We start from the raw sequence: 22225 nt of genomic DNA, 5'->3' as shown, positions 1-22225 counted from the left end.
GTCTGATCTCCTTGGGTGAAAGCGGTGCGCGGCGTCCGTGTCATTCGGGCTTGAAGCCGGCGCTCTTGAGCAGGTCGGCGCTTTGGGCCACGAAGCCGGCCACATAGCGTTTGAATTGCTCGGCGTCCTGGATCACCGGTTCGACGCCGAGGTTGGCCAGCGCGCCCGACCTGCCCAGCTCGGACATGGCGGCGTTGATCGCGCTGTTGAGCAACTGGACGCGATCGGCGGGCGTGCCTTTGGGGGCCCATACGCCATACCACGACCCGTACGTGAAACCCGGCAGTCCGCTCTCCTGCACCGTCGGGACGTCCGGCGCGAGCGGACTGCGCTTGGCGGCGCTGATGGCGATCGGCCGAACCCGCCCGGCCTTGGCCAACGGCATGACCGAGATCATCGAGTCCATCAAAAGCTGCACGTGCCCGCCCCCGACGTCCACCAGCGCGGGTTGCGTACCCTTGTAAGGGACGTAGGTGAACTTGACGTTGCCCTGCTTGGCCAAAAGTAGTGTGGCCAGGTGGCTGGGTGCACCCGCAGCGGGGATGGCCGCCGTCCACTTGTCCGGCTCTTTTTTCGCCGCGGCGAGCACCTCGGTGAGTTTCCGGGGCTCGAGCTGGGGCGCAATGACGAGCATCAGCGGTGCCTCGGCCACGCGCGCAATCGGGGAGAAGTCCGTTTGCGGGTCGTAGGGCGGCGTGCTCATGACCTCCTTGGCCAGCACGTGCGTCGCCGCGGAGAACAGCAAGGTGTAGCCGTCGGCGGGCGCCGTCTGCACAACCTTGCCGCCCAGCGAGCCGTTGGCCCCGGCGCGGTTCTCCACGATCACCGGCACCCCCGAGAACTGGGTCTGCAGCTGGTGGGCCAGCAGGCGCGCGATGTTGTCCACGCCGCCGCCTGCCGCAAACGGAACGACGATTCGGATCAACCGATCGGGGAACTTGGCGGTCTGGGCCCAGGCAGGCGCGACCGCGAGCACCGCGCATGCGGCCAGTACTTTCAGCGATTTCATGGAGTCTCCTTGAGTTGTGATGAGGGGTCCGGTGAAGACGCGGCAGGGCGCCTCTGCCGCCCACGTCGTTCGAAAACGCGCAGAGACTCGTCCATCGCTTCCGCGTCGACGCCTCGGGTGATGAAGACAATCCGGGTGCGTCGGTCCGGGCTCGGCCAAGCCGACAATGACACCGGTGGCTGGTACAGATGCTGTACGCCGTGAAAGACAAGCGGCTGCTCCGGCTGCTCCTGCAGATTGACGATTCCTTTCACACGCAGCAGGTCTTCACCCCGCATCGCGATCACCATGTCGAGCCAGGCATAGAAGCCGTCTCGCGGCAACGGATCGTCGCGAACTAGGACGAATGAGGTGATCCCGCCCGAATGGGGAGATGGCTCGCCTGAGGCGCCTGGGCCGCCGGTGACCGGCATCGGCCTGTAGAACAGCCCGCGCTCTGCGGGGACCGGCCGCGCGTCGTCCGCGCGCGTCTCCATCGTCTGCCGCAACACGGCCACGTGCACTTCGCGCTGCTGGTGCACCGTGCCCGTGGGATTCAGGCTCCTCACGCAGTCGAGCAACGCCTGCGATGCCGGTTCGCCCAGGAGGTCGGTCTTTGTGAGGAAGAGGTGGTCGGCCATGGCGATCTGCCGCGCGGCCTCCGGATGCCGATCCAGCGTGCGAAACGCCAGCACTGCGTCGACCGTGCAGCACACGCCCGCCAGCCTGAAGCGATCCTTGACGGCAGGCTCTCCCATCAAGGTCCGGAGGATCGGGGCCGGGTCGGCCAGGCCGCTGGTTTCGATCAATACCTGGCACAGCGCCGAGCCATCGGAGACGGCTCTCTCGACGAGTCCCACCAGCGCGCCGATGAGATCGCCGCGCACCGCACAGCACATGCAGCCGTTGGCCAGCAGGATGGTGTCTTCCGTCGTGTGTGCGATCAGGTCGTGGTCGATGCCGATTTCACCGAACTCGTTGACGATGACTGCGGTGCCGTGCAGATCAGGTTCGCGCAGCAGCTCGTTGAGGAGCGTCGTCTTTCCGCTGCCGAGGAATCCGGTCAGCACCGTCACGGGCACGCGCACCTGCCCGGGCTGGTCGGCTGCCAGCAGCGAGGAGAAGTGGCCGCTCATGACCCTGCCTGCTGTCGCCCGCCATGAAGCTCGGCGAAAGAGTTCAAGGTCCGTTCCAGCCTGGCCAGCAGCCATTCGCTCGCCTCGGCGGGAAACTCGTCGCGCTCGAGGTCTTCCAGGAGCTTCTGAAGCGGCAGACCGGTGGCTTCGGACGTCGGGCGAGCCCGGAAGAATTGCTCCACGTCGGCAACACCCGAGCGCAGGCCTTGATCCTCGAGGTAGTCGACGATGTCCAGTTCGAAGTCGACCAGCTGGAGGCTGACGCCGCCGGCACCGCAGCCGCAGCTGGACCCGAGTGCCACGTGACGCATCGCGAGCTCGCTCCACAGGCGTGAGAGCCTGGCGGCGCGCAGCGACACGTCTTCGGCCATGACGAGGCTCACTGCCCGTCCCAGGCGACGTCGAGCGAGGCGCCATTGCGCAAGGCGCTCGGTGCCTTCCGGAGCGTGCGCGTGGCCTCCTGGTCGACCTGCCCTTTGGAGTCCAGCGCAACGCGATAGACCCGGCGCGCCACCTCGCTGCTCACGTAGCCCTCGCGCACGTCCTCTGCGACCAGGTCGATATCCCGATCCAGCGGATCGCCGAAGCCGCCACCGCCGCCCGACAGCATCTTGTAGGCATCGCCGCGTTCCAGCCGCACGTTGAAGATCTTTGCGTTCAGGTGGTCGCTCTTCCATTCGCCCTTGTGCCGCACGGCCAGGCCGTTGCCCATGGCGTCTCCGCCGCCCTCCAGGCCCCATGGCTTGCAGTGGACACGGTCGATGCGGGTGGTGACGGTGAAGGGCGAGAGCGCCTGCACCACCATCTCCGCGCCCAGGCCGCCGCGGTACCGGCCGGCGCCGGCACTGTCCTGACGGATCTGGTACTTCTCGACCAGCACCGGGTACTTGGCCTCGAGCTGCTCGGTCGGGCTGTTGTGGGTGTCGCCGTCGTTGATGCAGACCGTGACCGAGACGCCATCTTCCGTCGACTTCGCGCCCCAGCCTCCGCCCAGCGGCCCGATGCCGACGATGAAGAGCCGCCCGTCCTCTGGCGAGATGCCGTGGATGTTGGGAAACACCAAGTCGGCGTGGTGGCCGGCGATGGAGCGATCGGGAATGGCTGGCGCCAGTGCCTTGAAGATCGTGTCGATCACCGTCATCGGGAAGGTCATCCACACCCGCATCGGGTACGGGCGCTCGGCACTGATCACCGTGCCCATCGGCATGATCACCTTCAGCGAGCGAAAGCTTCCGTCGTTGACCGGGTAATCGGTCGGCGTGGTCAGGCACTTGTAGGCCACCTGGGCGCAGGCGATGCCGGTGGTGAAGCCCGAGTTGTAGAAGCCGCGAACCTGCTTGCTGACGTCGGACAGGTCCACCGTCATCTCATCACCGGTGACGGTCACCTTGACGCGGATCGGGATGCGCTTGCCAATCTCGAGTCCGTCGTCGTCCATGAAGGACTCGGCCTCGTACACGCCATCGGGAATCGACAGGGTGTTCTTGCGCGCCACGGCCTCTGAAGAGTCCATGATCTGGCGGATCGAGCCGTTCACTGCATCCACGCCATAGCGCTGCAGCAGCTCCACGTAGCGGCGCTCGCCGGTGGTGATCGCGGTGATCTGGGCGCGCAGGTCGCCCAGGGCGCGATCGGCCAGCCGCACGTTCATCGCGATGATGTCGATCAGGTCCTGGTTGACGACGCCTTCGCGCTGGTACTTCATGATGGGGATCTGGATCCCCTCGCTGAAGATGTCGGTGGTGACGTTGCCGAGCGTGCCGCCCACGTCGAGCCAGTGCGCCATGCAGCAGGTGAAGCCTTCGAGCCTGCCCTCGTGGAACACCGGCATCGTGAACGTGAAGTGGTTCAGGTGGCTGCCGGTGGTGTAGGCGTCGTTCGTGACCAGGATGTCGCCCGGCAGGATGTTCTCGTAGCCGAAGTGCCTGATCTTCGCCTTCACCGTCTCGGACATGCCGCGGATGAACATCGGCAGGCCCAAGCCGATCGAGACCGTGTCGCCCTCCTTGGTGAAGAGCCCGACGGTGAAGTCCAGCGCCTCGTAGATGATCAGGTTGTAGGCGGTGCGCGTGAGATTGGTCTTCATCTCCTCCGTCACGGCGTACAGGCCGTTGCGAATGATCTCGACGGTGACCGGGTCGACCGCGGCCGCTGGGGTTTGGGGGGTGCTCATGATCGATCGCTCCCGATGGAAATTTGAAGGTTGCCGAGTTCGTCCACGCGCATCTCGTCGCCTGGCTGCATCACGGTGGTGGAGGCGTGCTCCTCGATCAGCGCGGGGCCGCTGATGACGTTGCCCGCGCGCAGCCGGTCGCGCTTGTAGATGGGCGTGTCGGCCCAGCCGCCAGAGCGGAAGTACACCGGTTTGACCGCACGCATTGCGGCCTTCTCGGGCTTGGACGACCCCTCGTCGACGCTGTGCTTGGGCGGCTTCTTCATGATGCCGAGCACAGTGACGCGCAGGCTCACCAGGTCCGCCGGCTCCTTCGGCGCCGACGTGCCATAGCGCACCTTGTGCAGTTCATCGAACTGCTGCTTGATCGCCGAACGGTCCTTGCCTTCGAAGAACGCCAGCGGAAGGTCGACCGTCACCGCGTGCTCCTGGCCCACGTAGCGCATATCGGCCGCGCGCTCGATCACGACGCCGTCCGCCTTCACGCCGGACTGCGCCAGCGCGGCGCGGCCCTCGTCTTCCATCGTCTTGTAGGCGGATTCGATCTCCTCGAAGGAGACGTCGTTGAGCTTGCGGAACACCGAGCGCACGTAGTCGTAGCGCAAGTCGGAGAACAGCATCCCGTAGGCCGAGAAGTAGCCCGGCGCGTACGGAATCAGCACCTTGCGGATGCCGATCTCGCGTGCAATCGCCGAGGCATGCAGCGGGCCGGCGCCGCCGTACACCACCATGGTGAAGCTGCCGGCGTCCAGGCCGCGCTCGGTGGTCACGGCCTTCACGGCGTGCGACATCTGCGTCACCGCGATGCGCAGGATGCCGTCGGCCGCCTCGGTCGGGTCCAGGCCCAGCGGGCCGGCCACGCGCTCGGCCATCTGGCGCTTGCAGCCTTCCAGGTCGAGCTTGAGTTCGCCGCCCAGGAAGTTGTCGGCGTCGAGCCGGCCCAGCACCAGGTTGGCGTCGGTCACGGTCGGCTCCTTGCCGCCGCGTCCATAGGCCACCGGCCCGGGAATGGAGCCCGCGCTCTGCGGCCCCACACGCAGCGCGTTGCCGGTCTCCACGCGGGCGATCGAACCGCCGCCGGTGCCGACCTCGTGGATGTCCATCATCGGAATCTGGATCGGCAGCGCGCGCTCGTAGCCGCCGATCAGCGCCGAGCCCGTCGTGAGCGGCCGCCCCTGGCTGATCACGCCCGCCTTGGCCGTCGTGCCGCCCATGTCGAAGGCAATCGCATCGCCCATGCCGAGTTGTGCACAGATCGCCTGCGCGCCGATCACGCCGGCTGCGGGGCCGGACTCCAGCATCCGGACGCAGCCGACGCGTGCATGCTCGATCGGAAACAGGCCACCGGTCGACTGCACGACGTAGAAGTCGCCGCCGAAGCCCTTGTCGGAAAGGTGCGTCTCGAGCTGGCCGAGATATTCGGAGACACGGGGCCCGACGTAGGCGTTGGCCACGACCGTGGAGACGCGCTCGAACTCGCGGTATTCCTGAGAAAGCTCGTGCGAAGCGGAGACGAAGGCGCCCGGCAGTTCTTCCTGCAGGATCTGCTTGACGCGCTGCTCGTGCGCCGGATTGCGATACGAGTGCAGCAGCAGCACCGCCACCGCTTCGATGTTCTGGCTCTTCAGCTCGCGCGCCAGTTCGCGCACCGCGCCCTCGTCCAGTGGCTTGTGCAAGCTGCCGTCGGCGCGCAGGCGCTCGGTCACCTCGAAGCGCAGCGAGCGCTTGACCAGCGGCTGGTGCTTGTTGAAGAACAGGTTGTAGGCATCGGGACGGTTGACGCGGCCGATCTCGTAGATGTCGCGAAAGCCTTCCGTGATCAGCAGGGCCGTGTTGGCGCCGGTGCGCTCCAGCAGCGTGTTGATGGCAATGGTGGAGCCGTGCAGGAACAGCTGCCCGTTACGCACATCGATGTCGGCGCTGTCCAGCGTGGCCTGGATGCCATTGACGAGCTGGCCGTGGGTCGAGAGCGCCTTGCCGAACAGCAGCTTGCCGGTGGCCTCGTCGAAGGCGGCCATGTCGGTGAAGGTGCCGCCGATGTCGACCGCGATGCGCAGATTGGGGGTGGAGGGGGTGGCCATGATGTGTCGCGGCGCTTCAGGCTGCCGTTCCGATGCGGTTGCGCAGGATGCCCAGGCCGGTGATCTCCACCTCGACCACGTCGCCTTCCTTCATGTAGAGCGGCGGCTCGCGGCGGTCGCCGACGCCACCGGGCGTTCCGGTGGCAATCACGTCACCGGGCGACAGCGGTGTGAAGCGGGAGATGTACTCGACCAGGACAGGGATGTCGAAGATCAGGTCGTCGATGCTTGCCTGCTGCATCACGTTGCCGTTGACGCGCGTCTCCAGCGTCAGCCTGGTGACGTCCGGCACCTCGTCGCGGGTCACCAGGTACGGGCCGAACGGGGCGGTGCCCGGAAAGTTTTTGCCCGGCGTGAATTGATGCGTGTGGCGCTGCCAGTCGCGCACGCTGATGTCGTTCAGGCAGGCATAGCCCGCGATGTGCTCGAAGGCCTGCGCCTTCGGGATGTGGCGGCCACCCTTGCCGATCACGAAGGCCAGTTCGCCTTCCCAGTCGAAGCGCTCAGAAAAGGCCGGACGCAGCACCGTGTCCTCATGCGCTGCCAGCGTGTCGTTGAAGCGGATGAAGAGCGACGGGTATTCGCTGTCCGGGCGCTTGGTCTCGGCCACGTGGGTCTTGTAGTTCAGGCCCACGCAGATCAGCTTGGGTGGGTTGGGAATCACCGGAAGCGCGCGCACGGCGCTGGCCTGCACGGCGCTGCCGCTTGCCGCGGCCGCCTGCGCGAGTTCGCGCAAGGCATCGGCGCGCAGCACCGACACCAAGTCGGGATGGCGGCCGAGGAAGTCGGCCGGCGGCAGTTGGTAGCGATCTTCCTCAACCACTCCGTAGGTGGCCTGTCCGGCGTGTGTGAAGCTGGCGAGTTTCAAATGAGTCTCCTTGGATTCGTCGCTGCGGTGCTTGCCCGAAATGAGCAGTTCGCATCAGGTACAGCCAATGTAAAAATCCTTAAGCCATCCGCATAGATAGAATTCCGAGCAATCAGATTTGCCTTATTTGGCATAACTCACACGGGTAATCCCTATGGACGTCGCGACCGTCAGGCTCTTCCTGGAAGTGCTGGAGGCTGGCAGCCTGAGCAAGGTGGCGGCCCGCCGCCAAACGGTGCAATCGCACATCAGCCGCCAGATCAGTGACTTTGAAGCGGGGCTCGGCGGCCCGCTGTTTCGGCGAACAGGCAGAGGCGTCGTGCCGACCGAACTGGGAGAGCGCGCGGCAACGCGGCTACGGTCCTGGCTGCTGGAGACGGACCGTTTGTCGGAGGAACTTCGCGAGGAATCAGGCAAGTTGCTCGGCGAGGTCCGCCTGGGCGTCATACCTTCGGCAGCCCATCCGCTGATGACGCGACTCTTTGAACGCCTGCAGGTCGAGCATCCAGGCATCCGCCTGAACATCGCCGAAGCTCAGGGCACCGAACTCAACACGATGCTCGACAGCGGTGCCGTCGACATGGCAATTCTTTTTCGGTTCAATCGCCCGAGCGGTCACGAAGAAAGGCTGCTGAGCGTTGCACATACCTATCTGATCTCCGCCCCGGGGGACGAGCTCACGAAGGAGGCCACGGTCAACTTCTCGCGTCTGTCCGGTCTGCACCTCGTGCTGCCTCGACGTCCCAGTCACTGGCGCAACGCACTTGACGAAGCAGCCCGCAGCTTGGGCTTCGCCCTGGTCCCAGTCGCCGAAGTGGATTCGTTGACGATGCAAAAGGAACTGGTGGCGCACACGCCGGGGCTCTATTCGATGATGGGGCCGTACTCAATTGCCGAGGAACTCCGACGGGGTCGCCTTCAGGCCAGCAAACTCGTGAAGCCCGATCTCTTCCGCCATGTGACCTTGGCGTTTCCGAAGCAGGGCAAGCTTTCACCCGCGTGCAGGAGGGCCGCCGAGATCATCCAGCAATTGGTCGGCGCCTGGGGCAGTCAACTCACCGAGCCAATAGCCGGTGATGAATCTGGACACGCACCTGCAAAATAGTGTGCCCTCGGCCCAGGCGAGGTGCACGCCACCATCAGGCACCGGCCAACCGGCCATGCGCTGTAGCCATCTGAGATCGAGGCGGGACGGTATATCTGGCCGCCCTCCCCTTTACTTCTCGGGCGGCGTCAGCTCCCATGCACTTCCGCGGCGTCGAATGAGACCTCGCCTTGCCAGGGATGCCAGGTACAAACGATGACCACTTTCACTCTTTCGGCCGAATGGCGGAATCAGCCGCACCAGCAAGTTCGGCATAAGCATCGCCAGGCGCGCGTTCCAGGACTCGCCGGCCCTCACGAAGAGCTCCAGGCGCGGTTTGTCAAGCGCCCGCAGCACGACCTTCCCGACTTCGCCAGGCATCTGCGGTGGGTCCATGAATTGCATCTTGTTGCCGTCTTCAATCGCCTCTCGCATCAACATGGGCGTTTCGGTCGCAGTGCGCGCACGGCGGAAAACGAGCAGATCGCGCGGGCGAATACCGACTTGGCACGCGCGGTTAGCCAGCAGATCGATAGTACGGCTGCCCTGGCCGAGCACATCATCTCGGGCCTCGTCTTCGAACTCGAGCGCGCGGACATCACGACCGACTCCCTGCAGCGTCTTCAGCACGATCCGGTGGTCAAAACCTTCTGCGACTGGTTGCTGGAACAGGGCACGGGCGTTGACGGCGCCGCGACAGCCTAGCTCTGCCGCGGCGTCATCCGCGGCTGTCGGTCAATGCCTGAAGACTGAGGTGTACGAGCGCGCCTGCTGTGGCTCGAACTCGCTCATGGGGTGAGGTGCGTCAGCCCATCTGCCTCTCGGAGGCAACGGAAGAAAGTGCTCGCCCCGAACTGCGGGGTGAGCGGGGCAACGCTGAGCATGCCGAATGGACACTAGGATCTCAGTTCACGGAAGAGGTCGCGCCCGAGCACGGCGCTGGCGGCCACCAGACCGCCGACCATTGCACCACTGACGCCCGCGGCCGCCACGTCTTGGCCACTGAAGTACAGGCCCTTGACCGGCGCGTGAGCGCCCATCCAGCGCTGGGCAAAGCGCCGCGGCGTCTGTTCGAAGCCCATGAAATTGCCTCGAGTGCGATTCAAGAAGTGATTGAAGCTCAGCGGTGTGGCCAGTTCGGCATGGGCAACTCGCCCTCGGAGCTGCGGGAAGCGGCGAAAGGCCTCAGCGAGCAAATGCTCAGTCAATTGAGCCTTCATGTCGTCGTACTCGGCACCACGGCGCATCCATTCAGTGCCAGCAAAGCGCTCGAAGACGGACCAATCAGTGAGGCCGCAAACGTCCATGGTGCTGCGTCCAGGATAGCGAGCCGCCCAACTCGGATCACGCAATGACGGGTGCGTCATGAAGTAGAGCGGCATGGGCTCGCCTGCGGGGTCGGCTTTGTAGCGAGAGAGATTCCGCGTGAGATCATTTGTGGGGTGAACCCAAAGGTTTCCCGGATGGATGCCCAGCTCGCCATTGCCCGCATCCACCCCAACGTTGAGTACCGCAAAACACTGTGTCGTCCCCAGAGACTGGGTGGCCTGCGTCAGCGGCCGGATCAGTTCAGGGTCGGCATGGGCCAACAATGGCAGAGTCTGCGAAATGCCAATGGAACTGACAACGCGGCGCGCTTCAATGTCGCTGCCATCGGCGGTCACGACCCCCACCACCCGGTCGTTGTGCATCCTCAGGCCGACAACTTCGGCGGCCACCAGGCAGGCGCCACCTGCCGCGCGAACCGTGTCTGCCATGGCTTCTGCGATTCGTGGTGCACCACCCACCGGATAGCTGGCACCGTCGATATAGTGATGAAACACCATTGCGTGGACGGCGAAGGCCGCTTCGGCAGGTGAGTTGCAATAGTCCCCGTAGTTGCCGCACCAAACCGCCTTGAGATCGGCGTTGTCGGTCAACTCGTTCAATACCTCCAGCACCGTACGCTGAGAGTATGGAGCGAAGGCGGCCTGTGGCGCGCTGACCGAAGCGTCGGACAAGCGATGCTGGAGAGCACGCTCGCCAAAGAACGCCTTTGCAGCGCGATTGGCATCAGCGACGAGCTCCACATAGCGATCAATGGCTGCAGCCTCGCCCGGAAAATAGACCTTGAGTTGGTCCTTGTAGGCCTCGGCGCCAGCCACGTGGTCGAAGCTACGGTCTCCGATGATGATGCGGTTGTAGACCGCCGGCATGGGTGCCCATTCGAGCTGCCCGCGGGAGACCTTGTCGAACAGGCGATAGAGGCCACTGCTCTTGCGGTGCACCTCGCCCACGTAGTGGAGGCCTACATCCCACTCGAAGCCCTTGCGCGTAAATGACTGTAGACAGCCGCCGAGAACCGCATGGCGCTCCAGCACCAGCACCCGCTGACCATCCAGCGCCAGCAAGGCAGCGGTCGTCAAACCGCCAGCACCGGAACCAATAACGACAGTGTCGAAGCTGCCGTGCAACTCGCCGCGCTCGCGTGCGCGCTTGAAACTCAGATCGGGCGTATTCATTTTTTGCTCCATTTCTTCGTCAGCGCAGGTCCATCAGCTTCACTTCTCGCACCTTTCCACCTTCGACCACCGCCACCGGCACGGCTCCGATCGAATTGCCGCGGACATCGACTCCGCTCAAGGCATGAGGGTTGGCTGCGGCGCTCAGTGCCTTCATCGCGGTGTTGAGTTGCGCTCGAATCGCCAAGACATCGGTCGCTCTCGACGCGGCCTTCATCGCCTCAGCGGTAGCGCGCACACCTGTGTAGCCCAGCGTGACCTCACTGCTCGGATCACGCCCGGGATACAGCTTGCGATAGCGCTCGACGAAGGCTTTCATTGCGTTCGAAGAATCATCGACCACGGGCAGCAAGCCGATGGAACCTTCGAGCAGACCGTAGCCACCCGTGACTTTGGCGATCTCGTCGAGCTTGGCTTGGTCGATAATGACGAAGCCGCCCTTGAAGCCCAGTTCGCGAGCTTGCTTGATCACGAGCGCGGTCGGCTCCGATGCGCCCCCCACCAGCAGCACATCGGGTTTAGCGGCCAGCACACGACTCACGCCGCTGTAGAAATCGGCCGCGCGGTTGTAGGACATGGGGTTATCGGCCACCACTGTGCCGCCCGCAGCTTCCCAGGTTGGGCGGAAAGCGGCGCTCCAGGCTTTGGCATAGTCATGGTCACCCACAGCGATGCCGAGCTTCTTGCCGTACTTTCCCATTGCATAGTGGGTGAAGGGCTGGATATACGTCGTGAAATCTGGCGGGATGCGCCAGGTCAGCGTATTCCCATTGGCGGTGATCTGCGGCACGCTGCTGTACGAGAGTAGCAAGTACTTTTGCTTCTCGTTGGCGGTCTGCAACGCAAAAGTCCCGCCCGAATGCCCCACCAAAATCACCGGTGTCTTCTCCGCCTGCACCAAGCGCTGTGCATTGATCGCAGACTCCGCGGGGTTGTACTTGTCGTCGAGGCTCACGATCTCAAGCTTGCTAGGCTTGCCCCCGATCTGCCACCCCTCCGCATTGATCTCGTCGGCGGCCATGCGCATGCCGTCGAGCACGTTCTTTCCGAACAGCGCACCGCCACCGCTCAGCGGGCCGGTGTAGCCCAGCTTCACGACCTGCTGCGAGAAAGCCTGGCTGGCGAACAGGAGTGTGCTTGCAGCGATGCCAGCGAGCAGTCGCCTGCCGTGGGGAGTCTTCTTCATGGCTTGTCTCTCTTTCATTGGAATGAATGGAACGCGGAAAATCCGGCCCTCGCCTCAGGCCCCGATGTAGGCACGTCGGATGTCAGGGTTGCGCAGCAGGGCATCGCTGTCGCCCTCCATGGCGACACGGCCCAGCTCGAGCACGTAGGCCCGATGGGCCACCTTCAGAGCGGCGAAAGCGTTCTGCTCGGCCAGCAGCACGGTGGTGCCGGCACGGTTGATCTGCTGGATCACATCGAACATCTGCCGGACCACGAGCGGCGCCAGGCCGAGCGATGGCTCGTCGAGCAACAGGGCGCGCGGCCGACCCATCATGGCGCGGCCGATGGCCACCATCTGCTGCTGGCCGCCGCTCAACGAGCCGGCCGGGTCGTCCTTCTTCTGATCGAGGATCGGAAACAAGCCGAAGATTTCTTCGAGCCGGCGGCGATTTCCCGCACTGTCGGTGCGGTGAACATAGGCGCCGAGTACGAGGTTGCGCAGTACCGACATGCCCGGAAAGAGCTTGCGCCCTTCCGGACATTGAACGACGCCGGCTTGGACGATCTGCGAAGGCCGCATGCCGATCAGTTCATGTTTACCAAAACGGATGTGTCCCGTCGCAGCTTCCAGTCCGCTCGCGGCGCGAAAGATCGAACTCTTGCCCGCGCCATTGGCGCCCAGCAGCACGACCAATTCACCGTCGCGGGCCTGCAGGCTGATGTCGCTCAAGGCCCTGAAGCTGCCGTAGTTCAGCGAGACGCGCTCAAGCTTCAGCATGCTCGCTCCCGAGGTAGGCATCGATCACTGCGGGGTTCGTCCTGATCTCGTCGGGCGTACCCTCGGCGATCTTCTCGCCGTAGTTCAGCACCATGATCTTGTCGGCCAGCTGCATGATCATGTCCATCTTGTGTTCGATCAGGCACACGGTGATGCCGCTGCGCACCATCTTGCGGATGAGCAGCGCCAGTCCCACCGTTTCCTCCGGGTTGACGCCGCCGGCCGGCTCGTCGAGCAGCACCAGCTGCGCGTCGGTGGCAATCGCCAAGGCGAAGGCGACGCGCTTTCGCTCCTCCTGCGTGATGTCCGCCGCCAGCCGCCGCTCCAGATGCGACAACCCCACGAAGTCCAGCGCGGCGCGTGCCTTCGCACGGCACAGCGCCTCCTCATCCCGAAGCCGCCGGGACCCCGTCACCGCGTCCCAGAGGCCGGAGCGAGTGCGCAGCCGATGGCCGACGATCAGGTTGTCGAGCACCGTCGACAGGTCGAACAAGGTGGTCGACTGAAAGGTACGGGCCACGCCGCGCAACGCCATGTCGTCGGCGCGGCAGCGTGTCACATCCTCGCCGTTGAGCAGAATGCGCCCGGCGCTCGGTAGGTGCACGCCGCCGATCAGGTTGAAGAACGTCGTCTTGCCCGCGCCATTCGGGCCGATGATCGCGTTGACCTTGCCCTTCTCCACGCAGGTGCTGACATCGTTGACTGCTGTCAGCCCGCCGAAGCGCTTGGTGAGCCCCTGGATCTCAAGCATGGCGCTCTCCCTTCAGTCCCACCGAGGTCGACTGTTGATCCGGCTCCTGTGCAACGACAGACGCCGGCTGCGACGCGCGGCGGCGCAGCCATTGGCCCCGCACCCAACCGACGATGCCGTCGGGCAGGAAGATGACCAGCACGATCAGCAGCGGCCCGAACACGATGAACCGGTAGTCCTGCAGGAACTGCAGGTACTGCGCGAGCCAGGGCACGCCCAGCGCCCCCAGCAGCGGACCGAGCAGCGTTCCGGCACCGCCGATGAGCATGTACATGGTCATGTCGAAAGTGCGCTCGACACCGGCCAGGTCCGGACTGAGGAAACGCACGAAGCCCGCATACAGGCCACCTGCCGTGCCCGCATAGAACACCGACAGCAAAAAGGCCAGAAGCTTGTTGCGCATCAGGTTGATGCCCAGCGACTCGGCCAGGTCGTCGCCGTTGCGGATGGCCACGAAGGTGCGTCCCAGCAGCGAACCGACGATGCGGTGCATGACCCACAGTCCCAGAGTGAGAAAACCCAGCACCAGGTAGTACAGCGCGCGCGGCGAATCAAAGGAGACATCGCCGAACGGCGTGGGGAGTGCCTCCGGCACGGGAATGCCGATGATGCCGACCGCCCCGTGCGTCAGGCTTTCCCATTTCTCGATGCCGAGGAACAGGATGTAGCCCATGCACATCGTGAAGATGGCGAAGAAGTGCCCCTTCAGGCGCAGCGACAGGAGCCCGATGGGCAAGCCCAGCACCACAGGCACCAGGCCCGACAGGCAGAACGCGGCCCAAAACGGCCACTGGTGGTCCACCGTGAGGATTCCCACGGTGTAGGCCCCGATCGCCATGAAGCCCGCATGCGCGAGATTGAATTGGCCCGTATAGCCCGTGATGAGATTCAGGCCCAGGGTCGCCAACGCGAAGATGTAGGCGCTGCTCATCACCGTCAGGTGGTAGTCGTTGTCCGTCAGGAGGGGGAAGACGAGGCCCAGCAGCAGCAACAGGCCCCAGCCGGTACGTGCGTTCATGTCAAAGCACCCCGCGCGTGAACAGGCCCTGCGGCCGCACAGACAGGATCACCACCAACAGCACGAAGGCGATGAGGTCCTTGGCATCGGACGAAACATAGAAGGCGCCGAAACTCTCCGCAAAGCCGATGATCAGCCCGCCTGCGATGGCGCCGGGCACGCTGCCCATGCCGCCGATCACGATGATCGCGAAGGCCTTGGTGATCACCAGGCTGCCCATGGCGGGGTACACCAGATTGATCGGCGCGTAGAGCACCGCCGCCGCAGCTGCAAGCGCGCCGGAAATGGCAAAGGTGAGCATTGCGACGCGGTGGGTGTCGATGCCCATGAGCGCGGCACCCTCGCGGTTCTGTGCCAGCGCGACGATCGTGGCGCCAACGACCGTGCGCTTGAGGAACAGCTGCAGTGCCGCCACCAGCACGAAGGCACCTGCGACGAGCAGCACGCGTTGCTGCCCAATGCCGATGCCGGCGACCTCCACCATGCCCGTGTAGGGGGTGGGCATGCGACGGAAGTCGGCACCCCAGATCGCCTGGGCAGAGGCCTCGAGGAATAGCAGCAGCCCGATGGCCGCAATCATCGGATGCAGGCCCGACGACTTGCGCAGCGGATGGAACACCCAACGGCCGGCAAGCGCTGCCAGGGCTGCCACGCTCGCGGCGGCCGCCAACATGGCGAGCCAGTAGTTCCAGCTGAGCGCCGACATGAGCTGGAAGGCCACGAAGGCTCCGGCCATGTAGAACGCACCGTGCGCGAAATTGGGCACCTGCAGGATCCCGTACACCAGCGTCAGACCCAAGGCCACCAGGCAATAAACGCTGCCGAGCGTCAGACCGTTGAGGATCTGTTGAAGGAACATGTCCACGGATCAGACCTCCGCGACCAAGCGAAACGCCCGGAACTGGTCCCGGAGCTTGTTCTTGAGCACCTTGCCTGTGGCACCCAGCGGCAGCGATTCGACAAACGCCACCTCGTCGGGCCGCCACCATTTCGCAACCTTGCCGTCGAGGAAATCGAGCAGCTGCTCTTTCTCCAGCGCGGCGCCTTGCCTTTTCACGACGACAAGCAGAGGCCGTTCATCCCACTTGGGGTGATAGACGCCGATGCAGGCCGCCTGCTGCACGGCCGGGTGCGCCATCACGAGGTTCTCCAGTTCGATGGAGCTGATCCATTCGCCGCCGGACTTGATCACGTCCTTGTTGCGGTCGGTAATCTTCAAGTAGCCGTCGGCATCGATGGTGGCCACGTCGCCAGTGTTGAACCAGCCATCGACGTTCGTCGCCGACGCTGCGTCGCGGAAGTAACGCTCGACGACCCACGGACCCTTGGCCATCAGGTTGCCCGCCGTCTCGCCGTCCCAAGGCAGTTCTCGTCCTTCGTCATCGACGATCTTGATGTCGACACCGACGATGGTGGTGCCTTGCTTGCCGAGGATCGCCTGCCGCTCTGCCTCGGGAAGGCTGTCGTGCTTGGCGAACAGCTTGCCGGTGGTGGCCAACGGCGAGGTCTCGGTCATGCCCCACGCATGGACGACCTCAATGCCGTAGCGCTCGCGGAAAACCTTCATCATCGCGGCGGGACACGCGGAGCCGCCGATCACGGTGCGCTTGAAGGTCGAGAAACCGGCTTCCTGCTTGGCGGCATGGTCGAGCAAGCCCATCCACACCGTCGGCACTCCCGCCGAGAAGGTCACGCCCTCCCGTTCGAAAAGCTCGTACACCGAGGCTCCGTCCAGCGCCGCCCCGGGAAGGACAAGCTTCGCGCCGGTCATCGCCGCCGCATAAGGCAACCCCCAGGCGTTGACGTGAAACATCGGGACGACGGGGCAGACCACGTCCCGCGCCGACAACCCGAAAGAATCGGGCAGCGAGGACGACATGGCATGCAGGACGGTGGATCGGTGAGAGTAGAGAACACCCTTGGGATCGCCCGTTGTGCCCGATGTGTAGCACAGGCCCGAAGCGGCGTTCTCATCCAACTGCGGCCATTCGTAGGTGTCCGCACTGGCGTCCAGCAACTCTTCGTAGCACAGCAACGCCGGCATGCCATCCATCTGCGGCATCTCGTCGCGCCCGCACAGCGCGATCCATCCCTTCACGCCCGGACAATGCGGTGCAATGGCCTGGACGAGCCTGGCAAAGGCCGGATCGAACAGGAGCCAACCGTCCTGCGCATGGTTGACCATGTAGACGATCTGCTCCTGGAACAGGCGCGGATTGAGCGTGTGCAACACCGAGCCCGCACCCGCCACCGCGTAGTAGGCCTCCAGGTGCCGGTAGCTGTTCCACGCAAGCGTGCCAACGCGGTCGCCCATGCGCATGCCTTGTGTCACCATGGCTGCAGCAAGCTGGCGCGCGCGACGATGACAGTCGCGATAGGTGTAGCGATGCGTGCCGCCGGAAGACAACTGCGACACCACCTCCACATCGCCGAAATACCGGTCGGCGCGCTGCAGGATGGCGGAGATGAGCAACGGGGTGCTCATCATCTGTCCAGGGAGGAACCGGTGTATGTCGTCAGTCATCTTGTGTCTTCCATCTCGTTCTTGTTGTGTGTGTCGCTGCGAGCGATGCGCAGGGGCCAAGCCGGGCAGGCCGCGTGTCGCGCGCCCTGCCCCGCATCACGTGCCGGTGCCGGCGACTCAGCGCGGTGGCATCTGCATCGACTTGTATTCGAGGTATTCCTCGAAGCCGAACTTGCCCAGCTCGCGCCCGTTGCCCGATTGCTTGTAGCCACCGAATGGCGCCATCAGGTTGAAGCCGCCGCCATTGATCTCGACCTGGCCGGTGCGCAACCGGCGCGCTACACGCTTGGCGCTCTCGACATTGCCGCTCCAAACGCCGCCACCCAGCCCGTACACGGAGTCGTTGGCAATGCGTACTGCATCGTCTTCGTCCCGGTAGGTCAGGATGGACAGCACGGGCCCGAAGATCTCTTCGCGTGCGATGGTCATGTCGGATGTCACGCGCCCAAACACGGTGGGCTTGACGTAGTAGCCGACGGGCAGGTCGCGCGGCGCCTCAGCGCCGCCCGCGAGCAGCTCCGCGCCCTCCTCGATGCCCTTCCGGATGAAGCTGCGCACGCGCTCGCGCTGGGTCTCGGAGACGAGCGGGCCCAGGTTCGTTTCGGCTGCGAACGGATCGCCGATCCGGGTCTGGCGTGCCGCTTTGGCAGCCAGTGCGGCAGCCTCCTCGTAGCGCTTCTCGGACACAAGCAGGCGCGTGTGCGCGGTGCAGGTTTGCCCGGAGTTCTGATAGCAGGCCTGGATGACTCCCGGAATGGCGTGGCTGAAATCGGCGTCGTCCAGCAGAATGTTGGCCGACTTTCCGCCCAGTTCCAGCGCCACCCGCTTGACGGTCTGGGAGGCCAGTTCGGAGACGCGCTTGCCGGCCCGGGTGGAGCCCGTGAACGACACCATGTCCACCTTCAGGTGGCACGCCAGCGCCTCGCCCACCACGGGACCGGCGCCGCACACAAGGTTGAAGACACCTGCGGGCAGACCGATCGATTCGATGACCTCGGCCAGCAGGAAAGCGTTCAGCGGTGCGACTTCCGAAGGCTTCAACACCACGGTGCAGCCGGCAGCCAATGCCGGCGCCACCTTGGCCGCGATCTGATGCAGCGGGTAGTTCCACGGCGTGATGCAGGCGACCACGCCAACGGCTTCGCGCACCACTTCGGAGTTGCCCACGGACTCGCTGAATGCGTAGTCGCCCAGCAATTGCGCGGCCACGCCGAAGGAGCCGATGGGCAGGCCCGCCTGGGCGAACCGCGAGAACCCGATGGGCGTACCCACCTCCGCAGAGATCAGTTGCGCGATCTCCTCTGCGCGTGCCTGCAGACCGGCCTGAATCTTCATGAGCCAGACAGCGCGCTCGGCGGGCGGGGTGTTCGCCCAGTTGTCGAACGCGGCAGAAGCGGCTTCCACCGCAGCGGCCACGTCGTCGGCATCGCCCATGCAGACGCGCCCGATGACTGCTTCGCTAGACGGATTCACCACGTCGGCAAACTCGCGGGACCGGGAGGCCATCCAAGAGCCGTTGATGAAAAACTTGTCGTATGTCCTCATTGGGATCTCGTTCTTGTACGTCCCGGGTCAGCCGACCAGGACTTCGCTGATCTGGACGGTCGGCTTCACGTTGGTGTAGTTGGGAATGTCCGCGGCGATGGCGCCGGCGTGCGGCCCGAAGGCGAAGAGAAACGCGTCGAGCGACCCGAAAAAAAGATGCCCCATCGCGACGTAGGCGGGCGGCGAGGCCGGTGCTTTGCCAGCCAGCCCTTTGTCGATGGTGAAGTGGCTGCACGCGCCGGCCATCTTCTGCTTGACCATCGGCATGTGGCTGTTGCTGTAGTAGTCGAAGTCGAAGCTGCAGCCGGGGTCGTTCGGATAGAGAATGCTTACCTTGATCATGGCGTTGCTCTTTTTTGCTAGGGATCAGGAGACAGCGAGCGGACGCTCGCCGGCGATGGTGGTTCGGTGCATCACGCGCAGGTGGCCGTCATAGCCGCCATCGGCGTTGTGCAAGGTGCAGCGGTTGTCCCAGAGCGTGAGCATGTTGGGCGCCCAGCGGTGGCGATAGACGTACTCGTCGCGCACCATGTGCTGGTAGAGATAGCCCAGCAGCGCCGCGGACTCGCCGCGCGTCATTCCTTCGATGCCCTGTGTGTAGACCGGGCTCACGTACAGGGCCTTGCGGCGCGTCACCGGATGGAGGCGAACCAGCGGATGCGGCCATGTCTTGTCGGCATCCTCGCTGACGACGATTTTCATCGAGCGCGTCTCCGTTTCCTTGGCGAACAGACCGTCCTTGCCGTAAGGCATGCCTGCTGAATGGATCGCCACCAGGCCATCGAGCAGACGCTTCATGGTGTCCGACAGTTCGTCGTAGGCCCGATAGCCGTCGGCATAGAGCGTGTCGCCACCGACAGGCGGGGTCACCTTGGAGTGCAGGATGGTCCCAGCGGGAGGCTCTTCCTGAAAGCTCCAGTCGGAGTGCCACTGCGCGCCGAAGTTGACCGCCTTCTCGTCAGCCTCGCGCCGTAGTTCCAGGATGTGCGGGTGATCTTCTATCGGGACGATGTATGGGTCGACCCCGAATTCGCCGAACTGCAGCGTGAACGCTTCCAGTTCGGAATGCGTGAGCGGTTGATCGGGAAAGTAGACGACCGAGTGTGCGGCCCAGGCCTTCTTCACTTCGTCGAGGACGGGAGCCGGCAACGGCCTGCTTATCGATAGGCCGGTGATCTCGGCGCCGAAGGCGTGCGGCTGCGGCCGCACGCGGATGTGCTCGTAATGGTTTTCCACCATATGTCTCCTTCATTGTTAAGACTCGCTGCACAGAGACCTTTGCGTTCTGCGCGGGGGGCAGTGTCCGGTCGGCGTCGCAGACTGTCATTGCTTCGGGGCGACAGAAAATTGCTCTGACCTACCAGGCACCCTTGACGCAAAGGACACGCGCACCTAGCCTTGCCGGCATGGCAGCACATATGACGATCCTCTCGACCTGGCTCGACGCTGTCGTGGATCAGTTGGAAGTGCAGGATCTGAACCCAAACGATCTCACCGCTGGCCTGTGGGGTCCGGGCCTGGCGCGTCTCGCACCCACACGCCAGGTCGGCCTGGTACTCGCTCGGCGTTTGTGGCAACGGGCGGCCAAAGTCTCCACTGACCCGCTTCTTGGCCTGAAGGTCGGCATCGGATTGCCGTTGCAGGCCATGAACGTATCGGGGCTGCTGATGATGCACAGTCCAACGTTGCGGGAGGCTTTGACGCACATGGAACGCTACCAGCAGCTCGTGAGCAACAGCGGGCGCGTGACGGCGCACAAGGTGCCGGGCGGCCTGGAGCTGGGCTATATCGTTACGCCGTGCCATGTCGACATGCACCACATGCAGATTGACTCGGTGTTCGGCGGGATACTGGCTTTCCTCAAGCGCTGTAGCACGCGAAGCATTGCACCCAGGCACATCGCCCTCACCGCGCCAGACAAGCTGCTCGGCTCGAGTTACGCAACGCTACTTGGCAGTCCGGTCACGCTCGGCGAGCGCAACGTGTGCGTTGCGTATGACGACCAAACGCTCGACCAACCCTTTCAAGGCGCCGACCCCGCTCTGCTGGCATTGCTCCGCGCGCAAGCCGACGGCCTGCTGCGGGCACAAAACTCATCCGACTCGCTTGAGGCCGCTGTGAGGGCGGCGATTGGTCAACGTGGTTTCGGCCACGTGTCGTGTGACGATGTGGCAAATGACCTCGGCATCACTTCGCGCACGCTGCAGCGGCGCCTCAGCCAGAACGGCATGCCTTTTCGTCGTGTCCTCGAGGCAGCCCGAATGGAAGAAGCCCTGCTTCTTTTGACTCATGGCAGCATGCCCCTGCCCGACGTGGCTGAACACCTGGGCTACACCGAGCTCAGTTCCTTCTGGCATGCCGTTAAATCGTGCTGGGGCTCGACACCGCGCGAACTGCGCAACAATGCCAACGAGCTCGCAAGCATGGCGTCGATGCATATGAATCCACCGGGGAAATCACACCCCTCTTCAACGACCCACGCAATTCGTTGAGAGCGTGCTCTCTCGCCGTCAACTTTGAGTGCTACTCAGCCATGTGCACCACTCTGATCATTTGCGTGCACGCGCTTCCCGCTTGATACGTGAAGAGCAGGTCGGCCGCCTGCTGGAAGAAGATTCGAACCGCGATGTCGACCAAAGTGGTCATGGGGCAGTTTGTGCCGCAAGCTCGCAACCAGTCAGTCTGAAGCAGCCGTTCAGCGCGCGACATCCGTATGTAGGCTTGCGGGGCCATACCCTGCCCTATCGAAGCGCCGCCGATACAAACCGCTTTCGCGCCAACGATGCGTAAGCGCGCGGTGATCCCGTCTTGACGACGGTCCTTCGATCAGCGCACTGCGGCTGGCTGCCAGCGATGCGGCAGCAACTCTCCGACGCGACTGGCCGGGTGAGTAGGCAGCCGCTCAAGAATGTCGCTGAGGTACGCGTGCGGCTCATGTCCATTGAGCTTCGCTGACTGGATCAAGCTCATGATGGCCGCGGCGCGCTGGCCTGCCCGTAGCGATCCCGCGAACAGCCAGTTCGATCGTCCGATGGCGATCGGGCGGATCTGGTTCTCCACCCAGTTGTTGTCCGCCGGCAGATCGCCGTCGTCGATGTAGCGCGTGAGCGCCTGCCAGCGCTTGAGGCTGTAGTCGATTGCCCTGGCCGTGGTCGAACCATCCGGCACCCTCTGCCGTTGCCCGGCGAGCCATTGCTGCAGGGCATCAGCCACCTTGCGCGACCTCTCTTGTCGTATTCGCCTTCGATCCTCAGGCACAAGCTCAGCAACCTCGCGCTCGACGGCGTAGAGCTCGCCGAAGAACTTCAGCGCCTGCTCGCCGATCGGGCTGCCGTGATTGGCCCAGAGTTCGTGGAACTTGCGCCTTGCATGGGCCAGGCAACCCGCCTCGGTGATGCCCAGCTCGAAGCACGCCTTGTAGCCACTGAAGTCGTCGCACACCAGTGTGCCGCGCCAGCCATGCTCGCCCGGCAGCCCGAGGAAGGCGCGCGCATGCTGGCCGCCGCGGCTGTCGGCGAAGTCGAACACCACCGCGCGCAGCGCGCTGTAGCTCGTCGTGCAGTAGCTCCACAGGTACGCCCGGTGTGTCTTGCCGTTGCCGGGCTTGAGCA

21 protein-coding genes are annotated in these 22225 nt (G+C 64.3%); 3 read left to right on the top strand and 18 right to left on the bottom strand.

The annotated features are described in order from the left end of the window. Positions 1-40 precede the first annotated feature (40 nt). The 6 genes from AC1DMS_RS25040 to AC1DMS_RS25015 are packed head-to-tail and all read right to left on the bottom strand — an operon-like array spanning position 41 to position 7246. Positions 41-1009, bottom strand: coding sequence for a tripartite tricarboxylate transporter substrate binding protein (locus AC1DMS_RS25040; RefSeq protein WP_015865994.1), 969 nt, complete (start codon positions 1007-1009; stop codon positions 41-43). Continuing rightward, on the bottom strand, positions 1006-2124 hold the full coding sequence (locus AC1DMS_RS25035) for a CobW family GTP-binding protein (RefSeq protein ID WP_015865995.1): 1119 nt from the start codon (positions 2122-2124) through the stop codon (positions 1006-1008). The genes AC1DMS_RS25040 and AC1DMS_RS25035 overlap by 4 nt, the downstream gene beginning before the upstream one ends. Continuing rightward, positions 2121-2495 (bottom strand): hypothetical protein, encoded by a 375-nt coding sequence (locus tag AC1DMS_RS25030; RefSeq protein ID WP_015865996.1) that lies wholly within the window; start codon positions 2493-2495, stop codon positions 2121-2123. The genes AC1DMS_RS25035 and AC1DMS_RS25030 overlap by 4 nt, the downstream gene beginning before the upstream one ends. An 8-nt stretch (positions 2496-2503) precedes the next feature. Then, positions 2504-4297 carry a hydantoinase B/oxoprolinase family protein gene (locus AC1DMS_RS25025; RefSeq protein ID WP_015865997.1) on the bottom strand — a complete coding sequence of 598 codons (1794 nt, stop codon included), beginning with the start codon at positions 4295-4297 and terminating at the stop codon, positions 2504-2506. Beyond that, the gene (locus tag AC1DMS_RS25020) at positions 4294-6378 is read right to left on the bottom strand and encodes a hydantoinase/oxoprolinase family protein (RefSeq protein WP_015865998.1); all 2085 of its coding nucleotides are present in this window, start codon (positions 6376-6378) and stop codon (positions 4294-4296) included. The genes AC1DMS_RS25025 and AC1DMS_RS25020 overlap by 4 nt, the downstream gene beginning before the upstream one ends. A gap of 16 nt (positions 6379-6394) precedes the next feature. After that, the gene (locus tag AC1DMS_RS25015; protein ID WP_015865999.1) at positions 6395-7246 is read right to left on the bottom strand and encodes a fumarylacetoacetate hydrolase family protein; all 852 of its coding nucleotides are present in this window, start codon (positions 7244-7246) and stop codon (positions 6395-6397) included. A gap of 154 nt (positions 7247-7400) precedes the next feature. On the opposite strand from AC1DMS_RS25015, the gene AC1DMS_RS25010 reads away from it, so the two are divergent. Together AC1DMS_RS25010 and AC1DMS_RS25005 are read left to right on the top strand one after the other, a co-directional pair. Continuing rightward, on the top strand, positions 7401-8351 hold the full coding sequence (locus tag AC1DMS_RS25010; RefSeq protein ID WP_015866000.1) for a LysR family transcriptional regulator: 951 nt from the start codon (positions 7401-7403) through the stop codon (positions 8349-8351). 195 nt (positions 8352-8546) lie between these two features. Next, positions 8547-9035 carry a hypothetical protein gene (locus AC1DMS_RS25005; RefSeq protein WP_478080478.1) on the top strand — a complete coding sequence of 163 codons (489 nt, stop codon included), beginning with the start codon at positions 8547-8549 and terminating at the stop codon, positions 9033-9035. Positions 9036-9226: 191 nt separating this feature from the next. Here AC1DMS_RS25005 and AC1DMS_RS25000 read toward each other — a convergent pair whose 3' ends face one another. The 10 genes from AC1DMS_RS25000 to AC1DMS_RS24955 all read right to left on the bottom strand — a co-directional run bounded on the left by AC1DMS_RS25000 (position 9227) and on the right by AC1DMS_RS24955 (position 19853). Next, positions 9227-10831 carry a phytoene desaturase family protein gene (locus AC1DMS_RS25000; protein ID WP_015866002.1) on the bottom strand — a complete coding sequence of 535 codons (1605 nt, stop codon included), beginning with the start codon at positions 10829-10831 and terminating at the stop codon, positions 9227-9229. Positions 10832-10850: 19 nt separating this feature from the next. Further along, the gene (locus AC1DMS_RS24995) at positions 10851-12017 is read right to left on the bottom strand and encodes an ABC transporter substrate-binding protein (protein WP_015866003.1); all 1167 of its coding nucleotides are present in this window, start codon (positions 12015-12017) and stop codon (positions 10851-10853) included. Positions 12018-12071: 54 nt separating this feature from the next. Beyond that, on the bottom strand, positions 12072-12776 hold the full coding sequence (locus AC1DMS_RS24990) for an ABC transporter ATP-binding protein (RefSeq protein ID WP_015866004.1): 705 nt from the start codon (positions 12774-12776) through the stop codon (positions 12072-12074). After that, the gene (locus tag AC1DMS_RS24985; protein ID WP_015866005.1) at positions 12763-13527 is read right to left on the bottom strand and encodes an ABC transporter ATP-binding protein; all 765 of its coding nucleotides are present in this window, start codon (positions 13525-13527) and stop codon (positions 12763-12765) included. The genes AC1DMS_RS24990 and AC1DMS_RS24985 overlap by 14 nt, the downstream gene beginning before the upstream one ends. Next, complete coding sequence (locus AC1DMS_RS24980; protein ID WP_015866006.1) at positions 13520-14545, bottom strand: branched-chain amino acid ABC transporter permease; 1026 nt, start codon at positions 14543-14545, stop codon at positions 13520-13522. The genes AC1DMS_RS24985 and AC1DMS_RS24980 overlap by 8 nt, the downstream gene beginning before the upstream one ends. Before the next feature lies 1 nt (position 14546). After that, positions 14547-15410: a branched-chain amino acid ABC transporter permease gene (locus tag AC1DMS_RS24975; RefSeq protein WP_041945806.1), complete on the bottom strand. Its 864-nt coding sequence runs from the start codon at positions 15408-15410 to the stop codon at positions 14547-14549. Between the two features lie 3 nt (positions 15411-15413). Beyond that, on the bottom strand, positions 15414-17069 hold the full coding sequence (locus tag AC1DMS_RS24970; RefSeq protein ID WP_015866008.1) for a 3-(methylthio)propionyl-CoA ligase: 1656 nt from the start codon (positions 17067-17069) through the stop codon (positions 15414-15416). A 117-nt stretch (positions 17070-17186) separates the two neighbouring features. Continuing rightward, complete coding sequence (locus AC1DMS_RS24965; RefSeq protein ID WP_015866009.1) at positions 17187-18614, bottom strand: aldehyde dehydrogenase family protein; 1428 nt, start codon at positions 18612-18614, stop codon at positions 17187-17189. Between the two features lie 27 nt (positions 18615-18641). Next, positions 18642-18956, bottom strand: coding sequence for an EthD family reductase (locus AC1DMS_RS24960; protein ID WP_307594236.1), 315 nt, complete (start codon positions 18954-18956; stop codon positions 18642-18644). Between the two features lie 24 nt (positions 18957-18980). Next, positions 18981-19853 (bottom strand): TauD/TfdA dioxygenase family protein, encoded by an 873-nt coding sequence (locus AC1DMS_RS24955; RefSeq protein WP_015866011.1) that lies wholly within the window; start codon positions 19851-19853, stop codon positions 18981-18983. A 179-nt stretch (positions 19854-20032) separates the two neighbouring features. Here AC1DMS_RS24955 and AC1DMS_RS24950 point away from each other — a divergent pair, with 179 nt between their 5' ends. Then, complete coding sequence (locus tag AC1DMS_RS24950) at positions 20033-21106, top strand: AraC family transcriptional regulator (RefSeq protein ID WP_015866012.1); 1074 nt, start codon at positions 20033-20035, stop codon at positions 21104-21106. Positions 21107-21137: 31 nt separating this feature from the next. Here the strand turns inward: AC1DMS_RS24950 and AC1DMS_RS24945 are convergent, their stop codons facing one another. Next, entirely contained in the window at positions 21138-21260 is a 123-nt protein-coding gene (locus AC1DMS_RS24945) for a hypothetical protein (RefSeq protein WP_015866013.1), read from the bottom strand. 180 nt (positions 21261-21440) lie between these two features. After that, positions 21441-22225 (bottom strand): IS66 family transposase (gene tnpC / locus AC1DMS_RS24940; protein WP_478181942.1); only part of this gene is annotated, 785 nt, incomplete at its 5' end.

The organism is Variovorax sp. 05T418 (assembly GCF_056396385.1).
The sequence above is the reverse complement of the archived record's forward strand: the minus strand, read 5'-3'. Positions and strand labels throughout refer to the sequence as shown.